General features: G+C 61.1%; 15 protein-coding genes and 1 pseudogene. 7 read left to right on the top strand and 9 right to left on the bottom strand.

Features of this window, described 5'->3' with window-relative positions; genetic code table 11:
- Positions 1–253: 253 nt before the first annotated feature.
- The 6 genes and pseudogenes from NKJ01_RS21040 to NKJ01_RS21065 all read right to left on the bottom strand — a co-directional run bounded on the left by NKJ01_RS21040 (position 254) and on the right by NKJ01_RS21065 (position 7307).
- Positions 254–1420, bottom strand: coding sequence for an NAD(P)/FAD-dependent oxidoreductase (locus NKJ01_RS21040; RefSeq protein ID WP_352730645.1), 1167 nt, complete (start codon positions 1418–1420; stop codon positions 254–256).
- Positions 1421–1456: 36 nt separating this feature from the next.
- A pseudogene (locus tag NKJ01_RS21045) lies at positions 1457–3051 on the bottom strand (ATP-binding protein).
- Positions 3042–3734 (bottom strand): response regulator, encoded by a 693-nt coding sequence (locus NKJ01_RS21050; RefSeq protein ID WP_352730647.1) that lies wholly within the window; start codon positions 3732–3734, stop codon positions 3042–3044. The pseudogene NKJ01_RS21045 and the gene NKJ01_RS21050 overlap by 10 nt, the downstream one beginning before the upstream one ends.
- A gap of 108 nt (positions 3735–3842) precedes the next feature.
- On the bottom strand, positions 3843–4121 hold the full coding sequence (locus tag NKJ01_RS21055; protein ID WP_352730649.1) for a hypothetical protein: 279 nt from the start codon (positions 4119–4121) through the stop codon (positions 3843–3845).
- Positions 4122–4640: 519 nt separating this feature from the next.
- The gene (locus NKJ01_RS21060) at positions 4641–5705 is read right to left on the bottom strand and encodes a cyclic nucleotide-gated potassium channel (protein ID WP_352730651.1); all 1065 of its coding nucleotides are present in this window, start codon (positions 5703–5705) and stop codon (positions 4641–4643) included.
- Positions 5706–5924: 219 nt separating this feature from the next.
- On the bottom strand, positions 5925–7307 hold the full coding sequence (locus NKJ01_RS21065) for an adenylate/guanylate cyclase domain-containing protein (RefSeq protein ID WP_352730653.1): 1383 nt from the start codon (positions 7305–7307) through the stop codon (positions 5925–5927).
- A 413-nt stretch (positions 7308–7720) separates the two neighbouring features.
- Here NKJ01_RS21065 and NKJ01_RS21070 point away from each other — a divergent pair, with 413 nt between their 5' ends.
- Genes NKJ01_RS21070 through NKJ01_RS21080 form a run of 3 tightly spaced genes read left to right on the top strand, consistent with a single transcriptional unit; the run spans position 7721 to position 11374 of the window.
- Entirely contained in the window at positions 7721–8935 is a 1215-nt protein-coding gene (locus tag NKJ01_RS21070) for a glycosyltransferase family protein (protein ID WP_031261200.1), read from the top strand.
- Between the two features lies 1 nt (position 8936).
- Positions 8937–10181: a glycosyltransferase gene (locus NKJ01_RS21075; protein WP_352730655.1), complete on the top strand. Its 1245-nt coding sequence runs from the start codon at positions 8937–8939 to the stop codon at positions 10179–10181.
- Positions 10178–11374 (top strand): glycosyltransferase family protein, encoded by a 1197-nt coding sequence (locus NKJ01_RS21080; protein WP_352730657.1) that lies wholly within the window; start codon positions 10178–10180, stop codon positions 11372–11374. The genes NKJ01_RS21075 and NKJ01_RS21080 overlap by 4 nt, the downstream gene beginning before the upstream one ends.
- Before the next feature lie 7 nt (positions 11375–11381).
- On the opposite strand, the gene NKJ01_RS21085 is transcribed toward NKJ01_RS21080, so the two are convergent.
- On the bottom strand, positions 11382–12053 hold the full coding sequence (locus NKJ01_RS21085) for a class I SAM-dependent methyltransferase (protein WP_352605714.1): 672 nt from the start codon (positions 12051–12053) through the stop codon (positions 11382–11384).
- Between the two features lie 83 nt (positions 12054–12136).
- Between NKJ01_RS21085 and NKJ01_RS21090 the strand changes: the two genes are divergently transcribed.
- The 4 genes from NKJ01_RS21090 (at position 12137) to NKJ01_RS21105 (ending at position 16706) form a co-directional block, all read left to right on the top strand.
- Positions 12137–12400, top strand: coding sequence for a hypothetical protein (locus tag NKJ01_RS21090; RefSeq protein ID WP_352730659.1), 264 nt, complete (start codon positions 12137–12139; stop codon positions 12398–12400).
- A gap of 17 nt (positions 12401–12417) precedes the next feature.
- Positions 12418–15132, top strand: a complete 2715-nt coding sequence (locus tag NKJ01_RS21095) for an ABC transporter transmembrane domain-containing protein (protein WP_023762178.1) — start codon at positions 12418–12420, stop codon at positions 15130–15132.
- Positions 15133–15215: 83 nt separating this feature from the next.
- The gene (locus tag NKJ01_RS21100; protein ID WP_352605636.1) at positions 15216–15665 is read left to right on the top strand and encodes a cyclic nucleotide-binding domain-containing protein; all 450 of its coding nucleotides are present in this window, start codon (positions 15216–15218) and stop codon (positions 15663–15665) included.
- Positions 15666–15851: 186 nt separating this feature from the next.
- Entirely contained in the window at positions 15852–16706 is an 855-nt protein-coding gene (locus NKJ01_RS21105) for an MBL fold metallo-hydrolase (RefSeq protein WP_352730753.1), read from the top strand.
- 1 nt (position 16707) lies between these two features.
- Here NKJ01_RS21105 and NKJ01_RS21110 read toward each other — a convergent pair whose 3' ends face one another.
- Positions 16708–17469, bottom strand: a complete 762-nt coding sequence (locus tag NKJ01_RS21110; protein WP_023762175.1) for a polysaccharide deacetylase family protein — start codon at positions 17467–17469, stop codon at positions 16708–16710.
- Complete coding sequence (locus NKJ01_RS21115) at positions 17466–18554, bottom strand: glycosyltransferase family 4 protein (protein ID WP_352730662.1); 1089 nt, start codon at positions 18552–18554, stop codon at positions 17466–17468. Before NKJ01_RS21115 ends, NKJ01_RS21110 begins: the two co-directional genes overlap by 4 nt.
- Positions 18555–18601 lie beyond the last annotated feature (47 nt).

Below are 18601 nucleotides of genomic sequence, written 5' to 3' on the forward strand. Positions count from 1 at the left end.
AAACCCATCGCCAGCAAGATGCGAAGAGCCAGATGGAACAGAGACTTCCTCTTCCAGCTCTTTACTCATATGCGATAGCCCTGCCGCAAGGGGGGAGATAGCAACTTCGACGCTCCGCTCATTCTTGCCACGCTGGAGATTGGCGAAAGCGGTTGAGCGCGTAATCTCCCTCCTTGCGGGGGAGATGGCCGGCAGGCCAGAGGGGGGTGGGCGGGAACTCGACAGAACGGCTTTATTCTGCGACGCCCCCGTCTCAAATCACATTCAATTCCCGAAACGCCCGCCCTTCCGCGATGCGGCCATAGCTGAACGCCGAACAGTCCACCGTGCGATAACCCCCATGCACGATCAGCTCGGCCAGCGCCTTGCCGACCGCCGGCGCCTGCTGCAGGCCGTGGCCGGAGAACCCGTTGGCGAACAGGAAGTTGCCGACCTGAGGATGCGGGCCGATCACCGCGTTCTGGTCAAGCGTGTTGTAATCGTAGTGGCCGGCCCAGGCGCGCGTCGGCTTGATCGCCTCGAAAGCTGGAATGCGGGTCGCCAACACCGGCCAGATCACCTCTTCGAAAAGCGGCCAATCAACCTCGAAATCCCCAGGGGCGGCCGGGCCATCGCCCTCTTCCGGTTCGGCACCGCCGGTGAGATAGACCGAACCTTCCGGGCGCACATAGATGCCGGACGGGTCGACCAGCAGTGGCATGTCGGCGTATTTCTCGCGCGCCTCGAAGACGAAGACATTGCGCTTGCGCGGCTCTACCGGCAGCGCCAGGCCGGCCATGCCGGCCACCTTGCCGGCGTTCGGCCCAGCGGCGTTGACGACGATGCCGGCCTCCAGCACCTCGCCATTGTCGAGCCTGACGCTGGTGACGCGGTTGCCGTCGCACGCAATATTGGTGACATCAGCGGTGATGAAATCGATCTTCTTCTCGCGCAGCGCCTTGCGGAACAGCATCAGCATCGCATGCGCGTCGAACCAGCCCTCGCCTGTCCGGCCATAGGTACCGGCGGTGATGCCTTCGGCCGATAGCCACGGGAAGCGGCGCACCAGCGCGTCGGCGTCCTCGAGAACGATGTCGGCGCCCTCGGCCATCTGCACGTCGTGATTGGCCTTCAGGATCGGCAGCCCGTCCTCGCCGGCAAGGATGAGATAGCCACCCTCGCGAAAGCCGATATCGGCATCCGCGCCGAACTCTTCCTTCAGCCGCCGGAACAGTTTCAGCGTGAACTGCGACAGCCGGATGTTTTCCGGGATCGAGAATTGCTGGCGGATCGAGGCCATGGATAGCGTCGTTGCCGCGCGGGCGAACTGCGGATCGCGCTCGATCAAGGCGATCGAGCCGGAAAACCCTTCCTCGCGCAGATAATAGGCGACCGAGGATCCGACGATGGCCCCGCCGATGATGACGATGTCGTAGCGCACTTTTTCTCGCCTTTCCGATTCGAGCCGCCGATGAAATCAAGCGGCTGGCAAGATGATCTCGAAGCGCGTGCCGCGTTCGGAGTCAACCAGTGCGATCATACCATCATGCGCTTTCAGGAGGGCCAGGACGATGCCGAGGCCCATGCCGGTGCCGCCCGAATCGCGGCGCGTGGTGAAGAACGCTCGAAGATGCGCGCTTGGTTGCTCGGCGAAATGCCAGCACCATCGTCACTGACCTGAATGGCCGCCTTGCCACCGGCGCTTGTCGCGGCAATCGAAACCTGCGTCGCGCCGTGCCTGGCCGAATTGTCGATGAGATTGGCAAGCACGATTGCCGCGTTCTCCGCCGATATGCACAAGGCCAGATCGCCGCCCGCCTCGACGCGGACTGCCAGCCTATTGTCCACCGGGAGCAGCGCCAGTGCCGCGCCGATCGAGGTGCTTTCGCCGCTCGGCGCCAGGTTTTCGGCGCGCGCCAGGTCAAGCAGGCGCCGCACCAGCAGATTGAGCCGCCCCGCATCGGTGACGATATTGTTGGAAAAGCGCCGACGCTCCGTATCGTCCATCGAGCTTCCTGAATCGCGCAGCAGCTCGGCCGCACCCTGGATCGCCGTCAGTGGCGATTTGAGCTCGTGCGAGACATGGGTGGCAAACGTCTGGATGGAATCCGAGCGCGCCTGCAGTTTTTCGGCCATGTCGAGGAAGGCGGCGGAAAGCTCGGCCATCTCGTATGTGCCGTGGTGGTCGAGCGGCCGGATCGCCGCTCGGTCGCCGGCGGCGATGCGCTCGGTGCGATCGATCAGCGCATAGATCGGCCGGCTGACGGTGCGCAGGAAAACCAGGCCGATGAGCAGCGTGCCGCCGAGAATGGCGATCGCCGCCAACGTCACCTTGCCGCGCTCGCCATAGAGATGTTTCATGATGTTGTTAGGCGTCCGCGACACATAGACGACACCGGCGACCTGGCCATCGACGGCGACCGGCAAGGCGACGAAGACACGCACCTTGGTGCCGCGGCTGACCGAATAGAGCGGGGGCGCCGGCTGGTCGGGGATGCGCAGCCTGAGCGCGCTGGCATAGCGGCCGCTGAGTGCCTCGCGCACCTCTTCGATATCGCCAAGCGACTGGCCGACCTCGCCGCGCCCGGCAATGACGACGCCTGTGGGGTCGAGCAGCCGGAAGCCGGCCAGCGTGGTTTTCTGGGTGGCGTCGAGAATGCCGGACAGGCGGATGCCGATCGCGGCGAAGGCTGGGTCGGCGGTCGCAGTCACCGCCGCCGGCCGCGTGGGAAGCACGTAGTCCGAGGCAAGATCGAGTTGCGGCTCGATCGGCCTGTACAGGTCCGGATTGGCACTTCGGCTCGCATTCCCACCTGCCTGTTGCATCGATGCGCCGAGTTTGTCCGGGGCAATGCCGGCGTCACGCACGTCCTGCGCATAGATGGCGGCGATGGCGGCACCTTGCGCGATCAGCTCCGCCTCGGTCTGGCGGATCAGCTGATTCTCGTAGAGCCGGAAGAAGAACAGGCCGACCAGCGGCAAGGCCATCACCACGATCAGGATGGCGACGACGACCGTGGCGAGGCGAGGCCGCCATTTGCGGCCGATCCACTTGCTGGAAGTCAGCCGCATCGGCCGAGCCGGAAGCCGACGCCATGCACGGTCTCGATGACCTCAGGGCAACCCAGTGCCGCCAATTTGGCGCGGATGTTGCGGATATGGCTGTCGACGGTGCGGCCGGCGACATGGATATTGCCTGCATAGGCGCTGGCCGTCACCGCGTCGCGGTCGAGCACATGCGTCGGCCGCGCCAGGAACCCCTTCAGGATCGAGAACTCTATCCCCGTCAGGGCAAGCGGCTTGCCGTCGAAGCTGGCGGCATGGCTGGCCGGCGCCAAAGCAAGCTTGCCATGCACGAACTGCCGGTCGTCTACCGGTTCGGGCGACGCCGGGCGGGCGCGCCGCAGGATGACGTTGACCCGGGCCACCAGCTCGCGCGGGCTGAACGGTTTCGTCACATAGTCGTCGCCGCCCATTTCGAGGCCCAATATGCGATCGATCTCTTCGTCACGCGCGGACAGGAACAGCACCGGCACATCGGATGTGTGCCGCAGCCGCCGGCAGACTTCCAGCCCGTCCATCTCCGGCATGCCGATGTCGAGCACGACCAGGTCAGGTCTGCGCCGTTCGATCGCTTGCAGCACGGCGGCGCCGTGGGCCACCGCCTGCGTCTTCATGCCGGCCTTTTCAAGCGCGAAGCAGATCACCTCGCGGATATGCGGATCGTCGTCGGCGACGAGGATGTGATACGGCATCGATCAGCGGCCCGGCAAATGGGATTCGATATGGTCAGGAACCACGAACGGGTCCTTGGTGTCGAGAGTGCGTAGCAGCCGCCAGTCGAGGGGAACGCCCCTGGCCGGTCATTTCGAAGGAATGGCGACATTGTAATTGGCAATCAGCGCGGCGAAATTGATGAGACAGCCGGCATGGAGCGCCAGAGATAACGTCGGAAGATTGGCCGACAGCAGCCATTCGTTGGATTTTCCCAGCGCGATGCGGGCGGCAAGCAGGAAGGCGAACAGGAAAACCGTGATCCCGGCGGGTTGGCCATAAAAGAGAAATTCCGCAAGTGCTGGCAACAGCACGGCAACGCCGAAGCGGCTGCAACAGCTCGGCACGGCGGTGAACGGCGAGGTCATCACCTGGCTTCCCTGATGGCTTCGAGCCGGATTGGCGCCGGGCGCTTGCGGGCAAACGGAATGAGCATCGCCAAAGAGCTTGCGCACGGCGGATCGGCCAGCCACCAGCCTTCACTGCGCAGCCGATAGGGCAGGGACCAACAGGGTTTTGCTCGCTTTTGCATGCCGCCTGTCTCGCAGGCCGGCGAGGAAACGGTGCGGCGGATGCGAGGAGGTTTCCCGCAAGCTTGTGCAGTTTTCGTGCAGGGCTGGGGCAACCACTTCGAATTGGAATTTGCCCACCCTTCCAGAGGTTGGCGCCCTCTCATCTGCCTGCCGGCATCTTCTCCCCGTAAACGACGGCCTCCGGGAACTTCTCACCTTTCTGAAGTTCGAGCGTCTGCCGCAACAGCATGTCGTCGGCCTTCGCGCGAGACAGGACAGCCAAGCGAGGCGATGTCAGGCGGTCACCAGGGACAACAGAATGGCCGATAAGCGGCACACAACCTTGCCATCACATACTCCTCCTGAAGAACACACCTAGTGCGGTGCCGCGCCGCGCCGCTCGAGCGCGGTCTTGCGGATGATTTCCGCGATCTCCGGGCTGCTGCTGCACAGCATCTGGAAATCCGCCGAGTGCAGCGACAGGAGCGAGACCACCGTTGCGGCGCTGACGGTCGCCGAGCGCGGTTCGCCGCTGATCAGCGCCATCTCGCCGAAGAAGGCGCCAGGGCCAAGCTCCACCGGGTTCGGCGTCGCGACGCTGACGCGCCCCTCCACGACGAAGAACATCTGATCACCGGTTTCGCCATTGCGGCAGATCACGGCGCCCGCCGGCATGACGCGAGGTCTTAACGCGCGCACGATCTCGACTAGCGCGGCCGGGCCGAGCTTCTGAAACAACGGCACGGCGGCGACCAATTGCCAATTGCGAACGAAATCCTCGCGACGGACTTCTTGATAAAAGCCGGTGGCAAGAATGCCAGCCCAGAGCGCGAAGATGCCGATGCCACTCATCATGACCATCCCGGCCAGGACGCGGCCGGCGAAGCTTTGCGGAATAGCGTCGCCATAGCCGGTGGTGGACAGCGTGACCACCGCCCACCACATTGCCTGGGGGATGCTGCCGAACTTTTCCGGTTGGGCGTCGCGCTCGATGACATAGGCCGCGAGCGCGACACCGAACAGAACGACGCCGAAGAGCGTCGTAACGCCGATCAGGTTGCGCGCTTCGTTGGTCAGGATCCTGCCCAGCAGGGGGAAGAAAGTCGAGTCGCGCAGAGGTTTCAGCAGCCAGACAGCACAGTAGAGGCTCCGGTCGGGCATGCCGACGAGTAGAAATGCGGCAAGCGGAACCAAAACCGCGAGCACATCAATTGCGATTGCCGGCGTCCTGTCCCGAACGTCTCCCGCCCGGCGCTTGAGCAGCGTCTCGGCCAGTTGCAGGAGATAGACGCCCCAGATGACAGCGAGGACTGCAGCCAGAGCCAGTCTGCTTCGTCCGGACATGTCCGGTGTCGTGAGCGTAGCCACCGCCACAAGCCCAATCGCAGCCAGCAGCGCGTTGAGCGGCGCGTAAATTCTTAAGAAAGGCAGTGCCGACATTCTATGCTCACGAGCGGTTACTAGCCTCCAAACTAGGATGTCTTCAAGGCAAGCGCAAAGGTGCCGCCGTCGCGGCGACGTGCATTATCAATGGCAAACTCAGATATCCCGGATTGCTTCGTGACCGGACGTGAACAGCAAGCCACAACCGACGAGAATGACCCAATCCGGACATTGCAATGGGTCCGACGGAAAAACTGAAATATCGGGCCGTCGTTCTCACTCGAGCCCGATCCACACAAAACCGTCCTGCTTTCGGCAAGGATATACGATCAGCTTTGCGCGGTTCTTCGAAATGTCACCCAAATATTCAAGGCCCGCCCTGGTACCGTCGTGCTCCAACTTGGCCCACTGCCTGATTTCGCCGGTAAGCAGGTCGAAACAACTCTGATGCCAACGACAGACCAGGCCAAGATCTGCGGTGATCGTGCTCCCCGTGTGTGGGAGCTGCAGCGCCTCGACCTGAGCGGAACTTCGGCGTTCGTAGAGCGGCAGATGAAGATGCGGGCAAGCATTGTTGAAGGCGCAATAGTTGTCGGATCCACGAACGACGACGATATCGTAATCTTCAAAATCGAGAATCCGACGTTCGTAGGGCTGAAGCTCGTCTTCGGAAAAAGCGCGAACCCACCTCCTGCCGCCCTGACGGATGGTTTCGCGAAGCCCCTTGGCATTCAGCTCGGCGTCAATTTCGGGTTTCAGCCTGACGATTTCGAACAGGCTTGTGCGCTCCCCGGTACCGCGAAGGCGTACCCTGACGAAGTCGCCGATTTCCACCTTTTCGGCGATCTGGTCGCGGAGGGCCTCGGATATCAGCAAGCGCGTACCGGCATCTTTATTGGCGGACTCGACCCGGCTGGCCAGATTTACAACGTCGCCGATGGCCGTGAGACGTTCGTGTCCAGCAAAACCCAATGTGCCGATGACGGCTTCGCCATAGTTGAGGCCGATACGAATATCGAAATCGATGCCATACATCGAGGCAAAGAACGGCTTCAGACGATCGACTGTGGCGAGGGTCTGAAGTGCTGCGTTCACGGCGCGGAGCGGAGCGTCTGGCTGGTCGTCGATACCGAATATTGCCATGAGCCCATCGCCGATCAGTTTGTCGATGAAACCGCCATTCTGCTCGATGATGTCGCCGACCTGGGCGAAGTAGCGATTGAGCAGATACATCACGTCATAGGGGGAAAGCCGCTCCGACAGCGCTGTGAAATCTACAATGTCGCTGAAGAAGACCGCAACACGCCTTGCTTCGCCGCAACGCGTCGCGGCAGAAGCACCAAGCTGGCTGGTGATCATCATGTCGGTTTCGTCTAGCACCAGGCGTCGGACGCGAAGCTCGCCTTCCGGCCGGAGTTGACAGGCCAGCCGAACCTCATCGGCCAATCTCAACCGGTTCGCCATCTGGGTTTCGTCGGGATTGCGGTCCGGGCAAGCCTCAATGCCGTCGAGAACCCAAACGCGACATGTCGAGCATTTCGCCCTGCCGCCGCATGCGTGGGCAAATGGCACGCCCGATCTGAGAGCCGCCTCAAGCAAGGTCTCACCTGCGGCCACGTCGAAATCCACTCTGTCGGGTAAAGCGGTTGCTTTGGTCATATCACCGAACACCGGTCCGTCGCGTTAACTGGCTGTCAGTGTAGCACCAATCGGCTCGGGCGGTGGAATCGTGCAAAATTCGGGCACCGACGAAGCCGAAATGGTTTCGTTGCGAGGACCGGACCGTAAGCCGTTGCAGCGGCAGCGACCGCTTGCCGAGCGGACAACGAGGGTTCATCACGGCGGACCGTGTGGCGGGGAACGGCCCGATCCTGGCCGGGCGGTGCCTGAAGCCTTCGGATGAAGGGCAAAGTCGATGAGTTCGCGGATAACTAGGCGATCTGCGGTTTTCTGCTAATACAAATTGAAAATTGCGCCGTCATGTTTCACAACAGGTCGGTACAGCCAGGGGGTTCCGAAGCCTGCGGGTTTGTCACGGTCCTCAAGGCGAGAATTCGAAAAGACGTTCAATAATGACCCAGCACGCAGAAAATGCTCGAATTCTCATGTACAGCCACGACACGTTCGGGCTTGGCCACTTGCAGCGCTGCCGGACGATCGCGCATTCGCTGGTCGAGGATTTCCGGGGACTTCAGGTGCTTATTATTTCGGGTGCGCCTATCGCGGGCGCCTTCGACTACCGTGCCCGTGTCGACTTCGTGAAGATCCCCAGCGTCATCAAATTGCGCAACGGCGAGTACACCTCGCTGGAAAAGGATATAGATCTGCATGAGACGCTAAGGATGCGTCAGTCGATCATCCGCCACACAGCCGAGACCTTCCGGCCGGATATCTTCATCGTCGACAAGGAACCGCTCGGCCTGCGCGGTGAGATTGAGGACACGCTGTCGTACCTCAAGACGCGGGGGACCACGCTGGTGCTTGGCCTGCGCGAGGTGATGGATGCGCCGCATCTGCTCGAGGCAGAGTGGGCACGCAGGGATGTGATGCGCAAGATAGGCCTGTTCTACGACAAGATCTGGGCCTATGGTCCGCCGGATTTCTACGATCCGTTGACCGGCTTGGATGTGCCGCCGGTTGTCAGGGCAAAGATGAGATTCGTCGGTTTCCTGCAACGGAGCCTGCAGCGGAACGAGTTGCCCGGCCACCGGCCCGAGGGCGATTATATCCTCGTTACCACCGGTGGCGGAGGCGACGGCGCCGAACTGATCCACGACGTCATCGATGCCTATCAGCAGGATCCGCAATTGCAACACAGGGCGCTGATCGTGCTTGGACCTTACATGCCGGCGCGCAAGCGCAACAAGCTGATCAAGAAGGGATCCAAGATCCCGTACATCAAGATCATCGAGTTCGACAATCGCATGGAAGACCTGATTGCCGGCGCCAAGGCGGTTGTGGCGATGGGCGGTTACAACACCTATTGCGAGATACTATCGTTCGACAAGCCGGCGCTGATCGTGCCGCGCGTCGAGCCCCGCGAGGAACAACTGATCCGCGCTCGGCGCGCAGCCGAACTCGGCCTCATCGAGATGTTTTTGCCGGAAGAAGCCAAGGACTCGCAGCGGTTTGCCGATGCACTGGTGGCACTGCCGGACTGGCCCCGCCCATCACAGAGCAATCCGCATCTGACGCTGGAAGGGCTGCCTCATATTTCCGAAATCGTCGCGGAACTGCTCGACCGGCGGCCCGGCCATCGCCTGTCGGTCATTGAAGGAATGAACTGACTTGCGACATCGCAAGATTGTCGTGGTTCTGAAGGGCTATCCGCGCGTCTCGGAAACCTTTATCGCGCAGGAACTGCTCGGTCTGGAGCGTGCGGGGTTCGAACTGATACTCGTCGCGCTCAGGCGGCCGACCGACGCAAAACGCCACCCCGTGCATGACGAGATCAAAGCGGCCGTCCACTATCTGCCGGAATATCTGCATGAAGAGCCGCTTCGCGTGCTTCGCTCGCTGTTTGCTTGTTTGCTGCGGCCGGGCTTCTGGCGCGCGCTCGGATCGCTGGCTGCCGATATCCCCCGCGACTTTACCCGCAATCGCGCGCGCCGTTTCGGGCAAGCGCTCGTGCTGGCGGCCGAATGGCCGAAAGACGCGGGATGGTTGCATGCACATTTCGTGCACACACCGGCATCGGTGACGCGCTATGCCAGCCAGCTTCTTAGCCTGCCCTGGAGCTGCTCAGCCCATGCCAAGGACATCTGGACTTCGGCGGACTGGGATTTGGCCGGCAAGCTTTCCTCGGCGCGCTGGACGGTCACTTGCACGAAGACTGGCTTCGACCGTCTCAAAGAACTCGCTAACGGCAACTCGTCCGTGCATCTGAGCTACCATGGGCTCGACCTCGATCGTTTCGGCAGTTTTGGCGAGGCGCGAAAGCATCATGACGGCTCGGCGCTTGACGAACCGGTTATCCTTCTGAGTGTCGGGCGTGCCGTTGAAAAGAAAGGCTACGATACCTTGCTGGAGGCTCTTGCCCTCTTGCCTGGCGATTTGGCGTGGCGTTTCGAGCATATCGGCGACGGCGAGGAACTGGAACGGCTCAAGGTACTGGCGCAAAAGCTGGGACTGAGTGGTCGCGTCTCTTGGAAAGGCGCGCTCGCGCAGGAGGAGGTGCTTGAGCACTACCGCTGCGCCGATATCTTCGCCCTGGCCTGCAGGATCACCGCTAATGGCGACCGGGACGGTCTGCCGAATGTTCTGATGGAGGCGGCTAGCCAGCGGCTTGCCTGCGTGTCGACCAATATTTCCGGCGTGCCGGAGATTTTATCGCCGGATGAAACCGGGCTGCTGGTTCCGACGGAAAATCCAATTGCCCTGGCACAGGCGCTGGAGCGCCTGATCCGCGATCCCGTGCTGCGCACCCGCCTCGGCGACGCAGCAGAGCGGCGCGTGCGCGGCAATTTCGATCATCTGGCAAGCATTGGACAGCTCAAGGAACTGTTCGAGCGCGAGTGGCGGGCCGCCGATTGACCCGGCTGCGCGCCTTCCTTTATGTCCAGCACCTGCTCGGTATCGGTCATCTCGCGCGCTCTAGCCGTGTCGCGGCGGCTCTGGTCGATGACGGGTTCGACGTAACCGTGGTGACCGGCGGAGCGCCGGTCGCGGGGTTTCCGGGACTCGGGGTAAAATCTGTAACCCTGCCACCTGTCACCTCCGGTGATGAAGGATTTTCCGGACTTGTCGATCTGCAGGGCAAACCCATCGACGATGATTTCAGGAAACGGCGTTCTGAGATGCTGCTGCAGGCATTCCGGGAATGCAGGCCGGATATCGTCATTATCGAGGCGTTTCCATTTGGACGCCGGCAGATGCGTTTCGAACTCTTGCCGCTGCTCGAGGCCATCGACGCGGCGTCGCCCAGACCGCTGCTGGCGACGTCCGTGCGTGATATCCTTCAGGAGCGCGTCAAGCCCGGCCGAAACGAGGAAACGATCGATCTCATCAACCGACATTTCGACCTTGTTATGGTCCATGGCGACCCGGCTTTCGCAACCATCGACAAGACATTTCCACTGGCTGGGGCGATCAGGGTCGAAGTCACCTATACAGGGCTCGTTGCCGCGCCGCCATCGCCCGTGGGCTCCGAGCGCTTCGACGTTCTGGTGTCGGTTGGCGGCGGGGCTGCCGGAAAAAGCCTTGTCGGCTCCACCGTCGCAGCGGCTCGGAACGCCAACAACGGTTGGAAATGGTGTTTGATCACCGGCCCAAACCTCCCGAAAGACGAGTTTGACGCGATCGTAGACGATGCCACGCCGGGCCTGTCCATCTTCCGGTTCCGCGAGGATTTCGCCAGCCTGCTGACCGGCGCCCGCCTGTCGGTGTCGCAGGCGGGTTACAACACGGTCTGCGATGTCCTGCGCGCGGGTTGTCGCTCCCTGCTCGTTCCATTTGCAGCCGGCGGGGAAACCGAACAAAATGTTCGCGCCCTGATGCTCGAAGAACTCGGTCTTGCAACGGTGCTGATGGAAAAGGACCTAACGCCTGAAGGTTTGACGCAAGCGATTGAACAGGCACTTGTGGCACCGACGCCATCCGCGCATCGTCTCGATCTAGAAGGCGCGCGTCACTCGGCGCAAATCCTGCGCGAGCGGTATCGAACATGGTCCCTAAAAATGCGGCCCGGTTTCGGAAAAGCTGATGATCAAACGGACTTTGGATCCTAGTCTTGGTCTAGACCGCTCCAATCAGCATGAAGCGCGTATAATTTTTTGTCGGCAATTCGCCGGAGAACCGCACCTCCCGTAGCGCCGCCATTGCTTCGAAGGCTGCCAGCGAAGCCACGCAGTTGATGTGTGTCGGCTCGCTGAAATAGTCGTTCGATTGCAGCAGTACATTCGTGCCCCGCGGAAGCAGAGCAAGCCAGGCGCGCAGATCGGCTATGTGTTCGCAGCTCGTATTGACCGTCAGGTCCGGCCGCCCGGCCGCATAGTCGAGCGCGTACATATCTGCCGTCAGCGCCCGGAACCGGTCGCCGGCGTCCCGGTTGAGAGTCCCGGCGACCGGCGCGACTTCGGGATCGATGTCGATGCTGTCGACCGACGCGATGTCGAAGCGAGCGTCGTTGAAAAGCATTGCGGGCAATACGCCGTACCATCCACCCAGAACCCATATGCGCCCGAACTGGCCGCCGCAGCTTTCGAACAGCCTATCGAGCGCCCACATCTTGCAGGCGACCTGCTTGTGGTTGAAGGCGTTGGCGATATCGGCCTTCGGATGCTTGCTGATGACGCGCGCCAGTCCGGCAACGAGAGGGTCGTTGACATAGGCAGCAATTCCCCGCGTGAGATCCAGGGCATGTTCGTGCCAGTCCATGCCGGCATTGCGTGGTTGCGTGACATCCATCATATTCGTCTTGTATGTTGGGATTTCGGGCGACACAACGCAATCTTGCCTCCCGCAAGGCTGTTCGTTCCGCGGACGTGATCATGCTGCAAGCCGCTTCGCCATTGCCCGATGCCGGAGAGAGCCGGCTGCGTCTGTCCGGACCATCGGCGTCCATCCGCCAGTACCAGCCGCGCAGCTGCAGCCTCGTGCTCGGCTATTCGCCAAAACCCCACGGAAGCCGCGAACCGTCTGAGCGCAGGACAATCTCCCTGCACTGCAGCTTTGAGATTGTCGTTGACGACGAAGAAATTGCCGATATCCCATTCGCCAGCAGGTGCGTCTCCATCCCGCATCCTTCCAACTGAAGGATCCACAGTCTCATATGGAACCCAGCCTAGCCCGCTATATCTGGACGCACACCAAGAAGCAGCAGCTCTGGATATTGATGATCGTCCTGCTTTCGATGATCCCGTATTTCATGTCCTTCGACCTGCCGAAGCTGATCGTCAACGGCCCGATCCAAGGTAAGGGCTTCGAGCAACCGGGCGCGACCCAGCCATTCATGAGGCTACACTATAACGTGCCGTTCATTGGAGAGGTCCAGTTCTTCTCCGGTTTTCAGCTCGACCGCAAGGAGACGCTGTTTGCCCTGAGCCTTGTGTTCCTCTTGCTGGTCGTCATCAACGGCCTGTTCAAACTGTACATCAACACCTACAAGGGCCGCCTCGGCGAACGTATGCTGCGGCGTATCCGCTTCGATCTGGTCGATCGTGTGCTGCGGTTTCCGCCGGTCTACTTCAAGCGGGTGAAATCCGCCGAAGTGGCGACCATGGTGAAGGACGAGGTGGAGCCGCTGGGCGGCTTCATCGGCGATGCCTTCCTGCAGCCGGTACTGCTCGGCGGCCAGGCGCTGACGTCCATGCTGTTCATCATGATCCAGAACGTCTGGCTCGGAATGATAGCGGTCGTGATCGTGGTGATCCAGATCGTGCTCATCCCGCGAATGCGGCGGCGGCTGATCGTGCTCGGGCGCCAACGGCAGTTGACGGCGCGCGCGCTTTCGGGCCGGGTTGGCGAAATCGTCGACGGCATCGGCGCGGTTCACGTCCACGACACATCAAACTACGAGCGCGCCGACATAGCTGCCCGGCTCGGGCTCATCTTCAAAATCCGCTTCGATCTTTACCAATGGAAATTCATGGTGAAGTTCCTCAACAATTTTCTCGCGCAGCTCACGCCCTTTCTGTTCTACATGATCGGCGGGTATCTGGTCATCCAGGGGCGACTGGACGTCGGCCAGCTCGTGGCCGTGATCGGCGCCTACAAGGACCTGCCCGGACCGATGAAGGAACTGATCGACTGGGATCAGGATCGGCAGGATGTCCAGGTCAAATATCAACAGGTGGTTGAACAGTTCACCGTCGAGAGTCTCATCGCGCCGAAAATCGGGGCATTGACGATCGACGATCCCGAACCGATGACCAACCCCCTGTCGGCGATCGGTCTGTCCATAGCAGACGATGGCGGTGCGATGCTCCTCAACCGTGTCTCCCTCCAGGTCAAGCCGGGTGAGACGGTGGCGCTGGTCAGTACCGCAACAGGTGGAGCGGAGGCGCTTGCAGAAGCTTTCGCGCGGCTGAACTGGCCGGACAGCGGAAGAGTCGCTTCGGGCGCTGACGACCTGCTTGAACTCCCCGAAGCAGTGACCGGCCGGCGCATGTCCTATGCCTCGTCGGATGTTTTCCTGTTCCAGGCAAGCCTTCGCGACAACCTGCTCTACGGGTTGAAGCATGCGCCGCTGACATCGGCGTCTTATGACGGTGTCGCGGCGGACCAGCATCGCTGGAACATCCACGAGGCGCGCCGGTCGGGCAATCCGGATTTTGATATCCACAGCGACTGGATCAACTATGCTTCCGCTGGCGCTACTGGCCCGCACGACCTCTTTGAAGCCGTGCGCCGGGTGCTCGACGCGGTTGTTCTGTCGCGCGATATTCTGGATCTTGGTTTGCGCTCTTCGGCCGACCTCGCGCGTCACACGGAGCTTGCCAGGCGGATCGTCGAACTGCGTGCGGCGCTGCGAACCCGGCTGGACCAGGAAGGGCTGAGCGGACTGGTGGTTCCTTTCGAACCGGGCGCCTACAACAAGGAAGCAACGATCGGCCAAAACCTGCTCTTCGGCGCTGCCGCCGGCCCCGAACTGGCCGACAGGGCTCTTGCCGCCAATCCCTATTTTGCTTCTGTGCTGAGACAAGCCGGCCTCGACCGAACGCTCTACGAAATGGGCATGGAAATCGCCCAGCAGGCGATTGAGCTATTTGCCGACCTGCCACCCGATCACCAGTTCTTCCAGCAGCTCGCCTTCATGAGCGCCGACGAGATACCCGCCTACGAAACCTTGCTGCAACGGCTCAAGAATCGTCCCTACGAGGCGGTTTCGGAGAACGACCGTGCCATGATCGTCACCTTGAGTTTTGCCTACATCGAGCCTCGGCACCGCTTCGGCCTGCTGAGCGATGAGCTGATGAGCAAGATCGTCGCTGCCCGCAACCGGTTCTATGAAAACCTGCCGCCCGAACTGCAAACTGCGGTCGAACGGTATGACCCTGCCAGATACATTGCCGCGGCCACCGTCATGGATAATGTCCTGTTCGGGCGTGTGGGCAACAATCATCCCGACGCGCCGGACCGCATACGCTCCATCCTCTATGACATTCTTGACGAGCTGGGGCTTTATGCCGAACTTCTGGATGTTGGCCTGGACTTCAACGTCGGCTCCGGCGGCAGGCGGCTGACCGGTGGACAGCGACAGAAGCTCGATGTTGCCCGAGCCTTGCTCAAGCGTCCCGATTTTCTCATTCTCAACCGGCCACTATCGGCGCTCGACCAACGCATGCAGGATAGGGTGCTGCGAAACGTGCTCGAGGAGGCCAGACGCGACGGCCATTCGCCGGCAATTGTGTGGGTCGTTACGAATCCGTCAATGGCGATGATGTTCGATCGCGTTATCGTCTTCGACTCGGGTCAATTGGTGGAAGACGGAACACACGAGACACTTTTGGCAGAGAACGGTATCTTCAAGGAACTGGTGTCGTAGAGCGATGTCCCGAAGACGGAATTAATTCCATCTGGGCGCCCGTTGCTCTAGTCTGGCAAGCGCGAATTTTGAGGTTTGCGACAATGCTGCTCAAGGATGAAGTTGGAATGCTGCAACGCGTTCCCTTGTTTTCTGGCATCGAGTTGACAAAGCTCAAATTGCTTGCGTTCACATCCGATCGCGTGAGCTACAGCGCCGGCCAGATCCTTTTCCGGCAGGGCGACGAGGGAGATGCCGCCTATGTCATCCTTTCGGGCAGGGCAGATATTCTGGTCGATTCCGACAGCGGACCGATAAAAGTTGCCGAAATGGTGCCAAATTCGATTGTTGGCGAGATCGCCATACTGTGCAACAGCTCCCGCACTGCCACCGTCAGAGCGGCAAGTCAGCTGGAAGCCTTAAGAATCAGCAAGGAACATTTCCTGAGGCTTATGAAGGAGTCGCCGGAAATGACCATTGAGATATTGCGGGTTCTTGCCGATCGCCTGAGCCACACCACTGCGGATCTGATCGACGCACGAAGCGCCAAATAGCGAATGACGTGCGGTCGATCCTCCCCGTCGTGATAGCACTGGCCTCTTGAGGTCACTGGAGGAAACCAGTCTCGCCTCTTGTTTGGACGCAAATTCGGACGGAAAACTGGTTCACACTGTTCCTGGAATTGCTCTAGCAGCAGTTGTTTGGCTACGATGAGCGACGGGAACCGCGAAGGGACTACCATGGACGACGACGTTTTCCTGGTCAGGTTTTGGGGTGTGCGCGGCAGCATTCCGGTATCGGGGCCAGAATTCTCTCGCTATGGCGGCAACACAAGCTGCATTGAGTTGCGATGTGGTAATCATACGCTTCTGTTCGACGCGGGCTCTGGCCTGCGGCCTGCCGGCGGGGCGCTTCGGAAGTCGGGAGTGGCCGATTTCGACCTGCTTTTCACCCATTGCCACTACGATCACATCATCGGGCTGCCCTTCTTCGCGCCGATCTACGACCGGGGCGTCAAGGTTACGATTTGGTCCGGGCATCTTGCAGGACGCATGACGACCCGGCAGATGGTCGATGAGTTCATGCGGCCGCCGTGGTTTCCGGTGAAACTGGATGTCTGCAAGGCAAGCCTCGACTGCCGCGATTTCATGCCCGGAGACGTGCTTCGGCCGCGCGAAGGGGTGGTGGTCCGAACCGGCAGTCTTGTTCACCCAGGCGGCTGCATCGGCTATCGGGTCGAATGGGGCGGCCGCGTCGTGGCAGTGATCACAGACACTGAGCACGAGCCGGACAAACTCGATCGCACGGTGCTCGGCCTCATCGAAGATGCCGACCTCGTCATCTACGACTGCACCTACACCGAGGAGGAAATGGAACGACGCCGCGGTAACGGGCACTCGACATGGCAACAGGGCGTCAAACTCTGTGAGGCGGCCGGTGCGCGAGGGCTTGCGCTGTTTCACCACGATGCGACACGCACCGACGAGGAACTGGATGAGATCGAGAAACTGGCCAAAGACAGGTTTGCCGGCGCTTTTGCCGCGCGGGATGGCCAGACGCTCGAATTTCCAGTCTCATTGCACAAAAAGCGCTGAGCTATTTTCCTTTGCCGGCGCTGCGCCCGATCAATGTCCTGATTGGAAGCCATGCGCAGGGGTCAGTCTGTGCAGTGACTGTGAACAGCCGTTCGAGGAAAAGCCAGGCCGATTCATCATGTACGAGATGGTGGGTGAGCAGGCCGACCGGTTCGTCGTCGAATGCATGCTGCAAGTGCGCGATGATAGCCTGGACCAATAAGCCATGATCGCGGCAGCCGCGCGTGCCATGCCAATCCATGATGTCGACATTGCTGTTGATGACCGCCAGTGAGGCCGGTTTCGGCGGCCCATAGACCGACAATGCCGCAAATCCTATCGATCCTAGGTCGGATACCAGGCCGGCGTCGATCCTGTTCCAGGGGGGCACCAGCATCGGAATGGTGCGCGCGCCGTGCAGGCCGGTTACGTGCGACAGCCCGCCAGCCAGTTCATCGAGCACCGCCTCGCGTGGCCGATGGGCGCCGAGTTCCTGCTTTTTCTGACCCTCGGGCGCATGATTTCGATGCAGCCAGCCATGGATGGCGACCGTGGTTTGCGGCGCCTCGTCAAGCCGGGCGACAAGCTTCTCGTCGGTGAGGGCCGGAATGACGGCCAGAGTGACCGGAACCGCGAACTCGCCGGTGAGGTCGAGCAGCCGATCAAGCGAAGGTGTCGGATCCACGGCATCATCGTCGCGCAGCCAGAACTCTGCCTTACGACCCGCCCGCTGCCGGCCCGCCAGTTCTTCCACCAAGGGCTGCCAGATCCGATCGGATGTCATGAAACGGAGACCTTCGGAAGAAGTTCGGCCAGACGCGCCGCTGCAACGCCGAGGGAACGTTCTTCGAGGATGAAACGTCTGGCTTCTGCGGCCATGATGGTTCTTTCGTCGTTACGGGCCAGAAGCCTTTCAATGGCAGAAGCGAACGCCGCCACATCGCTCGGCGGGGTGAGAAACCCGGTCTGGCCATCTCGCACGACTTCCGGCACGCCGGCGATGTCCTGAGCCACCACCGGAAGCCCGGCGGCCTGTGCTTCAAGATAGGCAACGCCATAGGCCTCGCCGAAACCCGGCCAGACGTAAATTCCTCCACCATAGAGGACATCCGGCACGGCGGCTGGCTCAATCGCGCCAAGCCATTCGATACGGTCGGCGGGCAAGCCGGCGAATTGCGCCTTGACCTCGTCACGGGCGGGCCCGTCGCCGACGACCGACATGGTCCAGGGCAGGTGGCCGATCACGCCGAGCGCTTGCGCCAGCATGCGATAGCTTTCGACTTTGTCGCCCGGGCGCATCATGGCAACGGTGACGAGGCGCGTCGGACAACCTCGTCCCGGCATTTCCCGGAATACCGATGTGTCGATGAAGGGCGACAGCATATCAAGAGCGACGTCGGGTATCGCATCTGCCAGTCCCTGACGATCCCTTTGCGTGAAGCAGATGTTCAGCGCCGCCTGCTCGACGGCTCGCACCACCAACGCTTGCGTATCGGCCCACATACCGGCATTGCGCCGCCTCGAATAGGAAGCTTCCGCTGTCACATATGGGATAGCAAAGGTCGACGCCAGCTCGGGCCCGATCAGGTCGGGCGCTTTATAATAGGGATGATAGCAGAACCATAGATCGGGCTTGCCGTCACGATCCCAAAGCCTGGTCAGCCGCGCGGCTTCCCCTCGGGCCTCTATCTTGAGCGCATCGAAACTTTTCGGCTCCGGTTCGCGTAGATAGAAGCGCAATTCGGATGCCAGTTCGACGCTGTGGCCTCCATGCTCCAGCGCCTTGACCAGCATCCGTGCCATCTGGCGGTCGCCGGAGGCAACGGGATGATTGGGCGACTTCAGCGGCGCGTAGAAGGCAATTCGCATCGCGCGACCCTATCATCGGAAAGCATGCGCAAGTCAATTTCGAAGCA

The organism is Mesorhizobium sp. M0276 (assembly GCF_040321755.1).
In the GTDB taxonomy this organism is placed as follows: domain Bacteria; phylum Pseudomonadota; class Alphaproteobacteria; order Rhizobiales; family Rhizobiaceae; genus Mesorhizobium.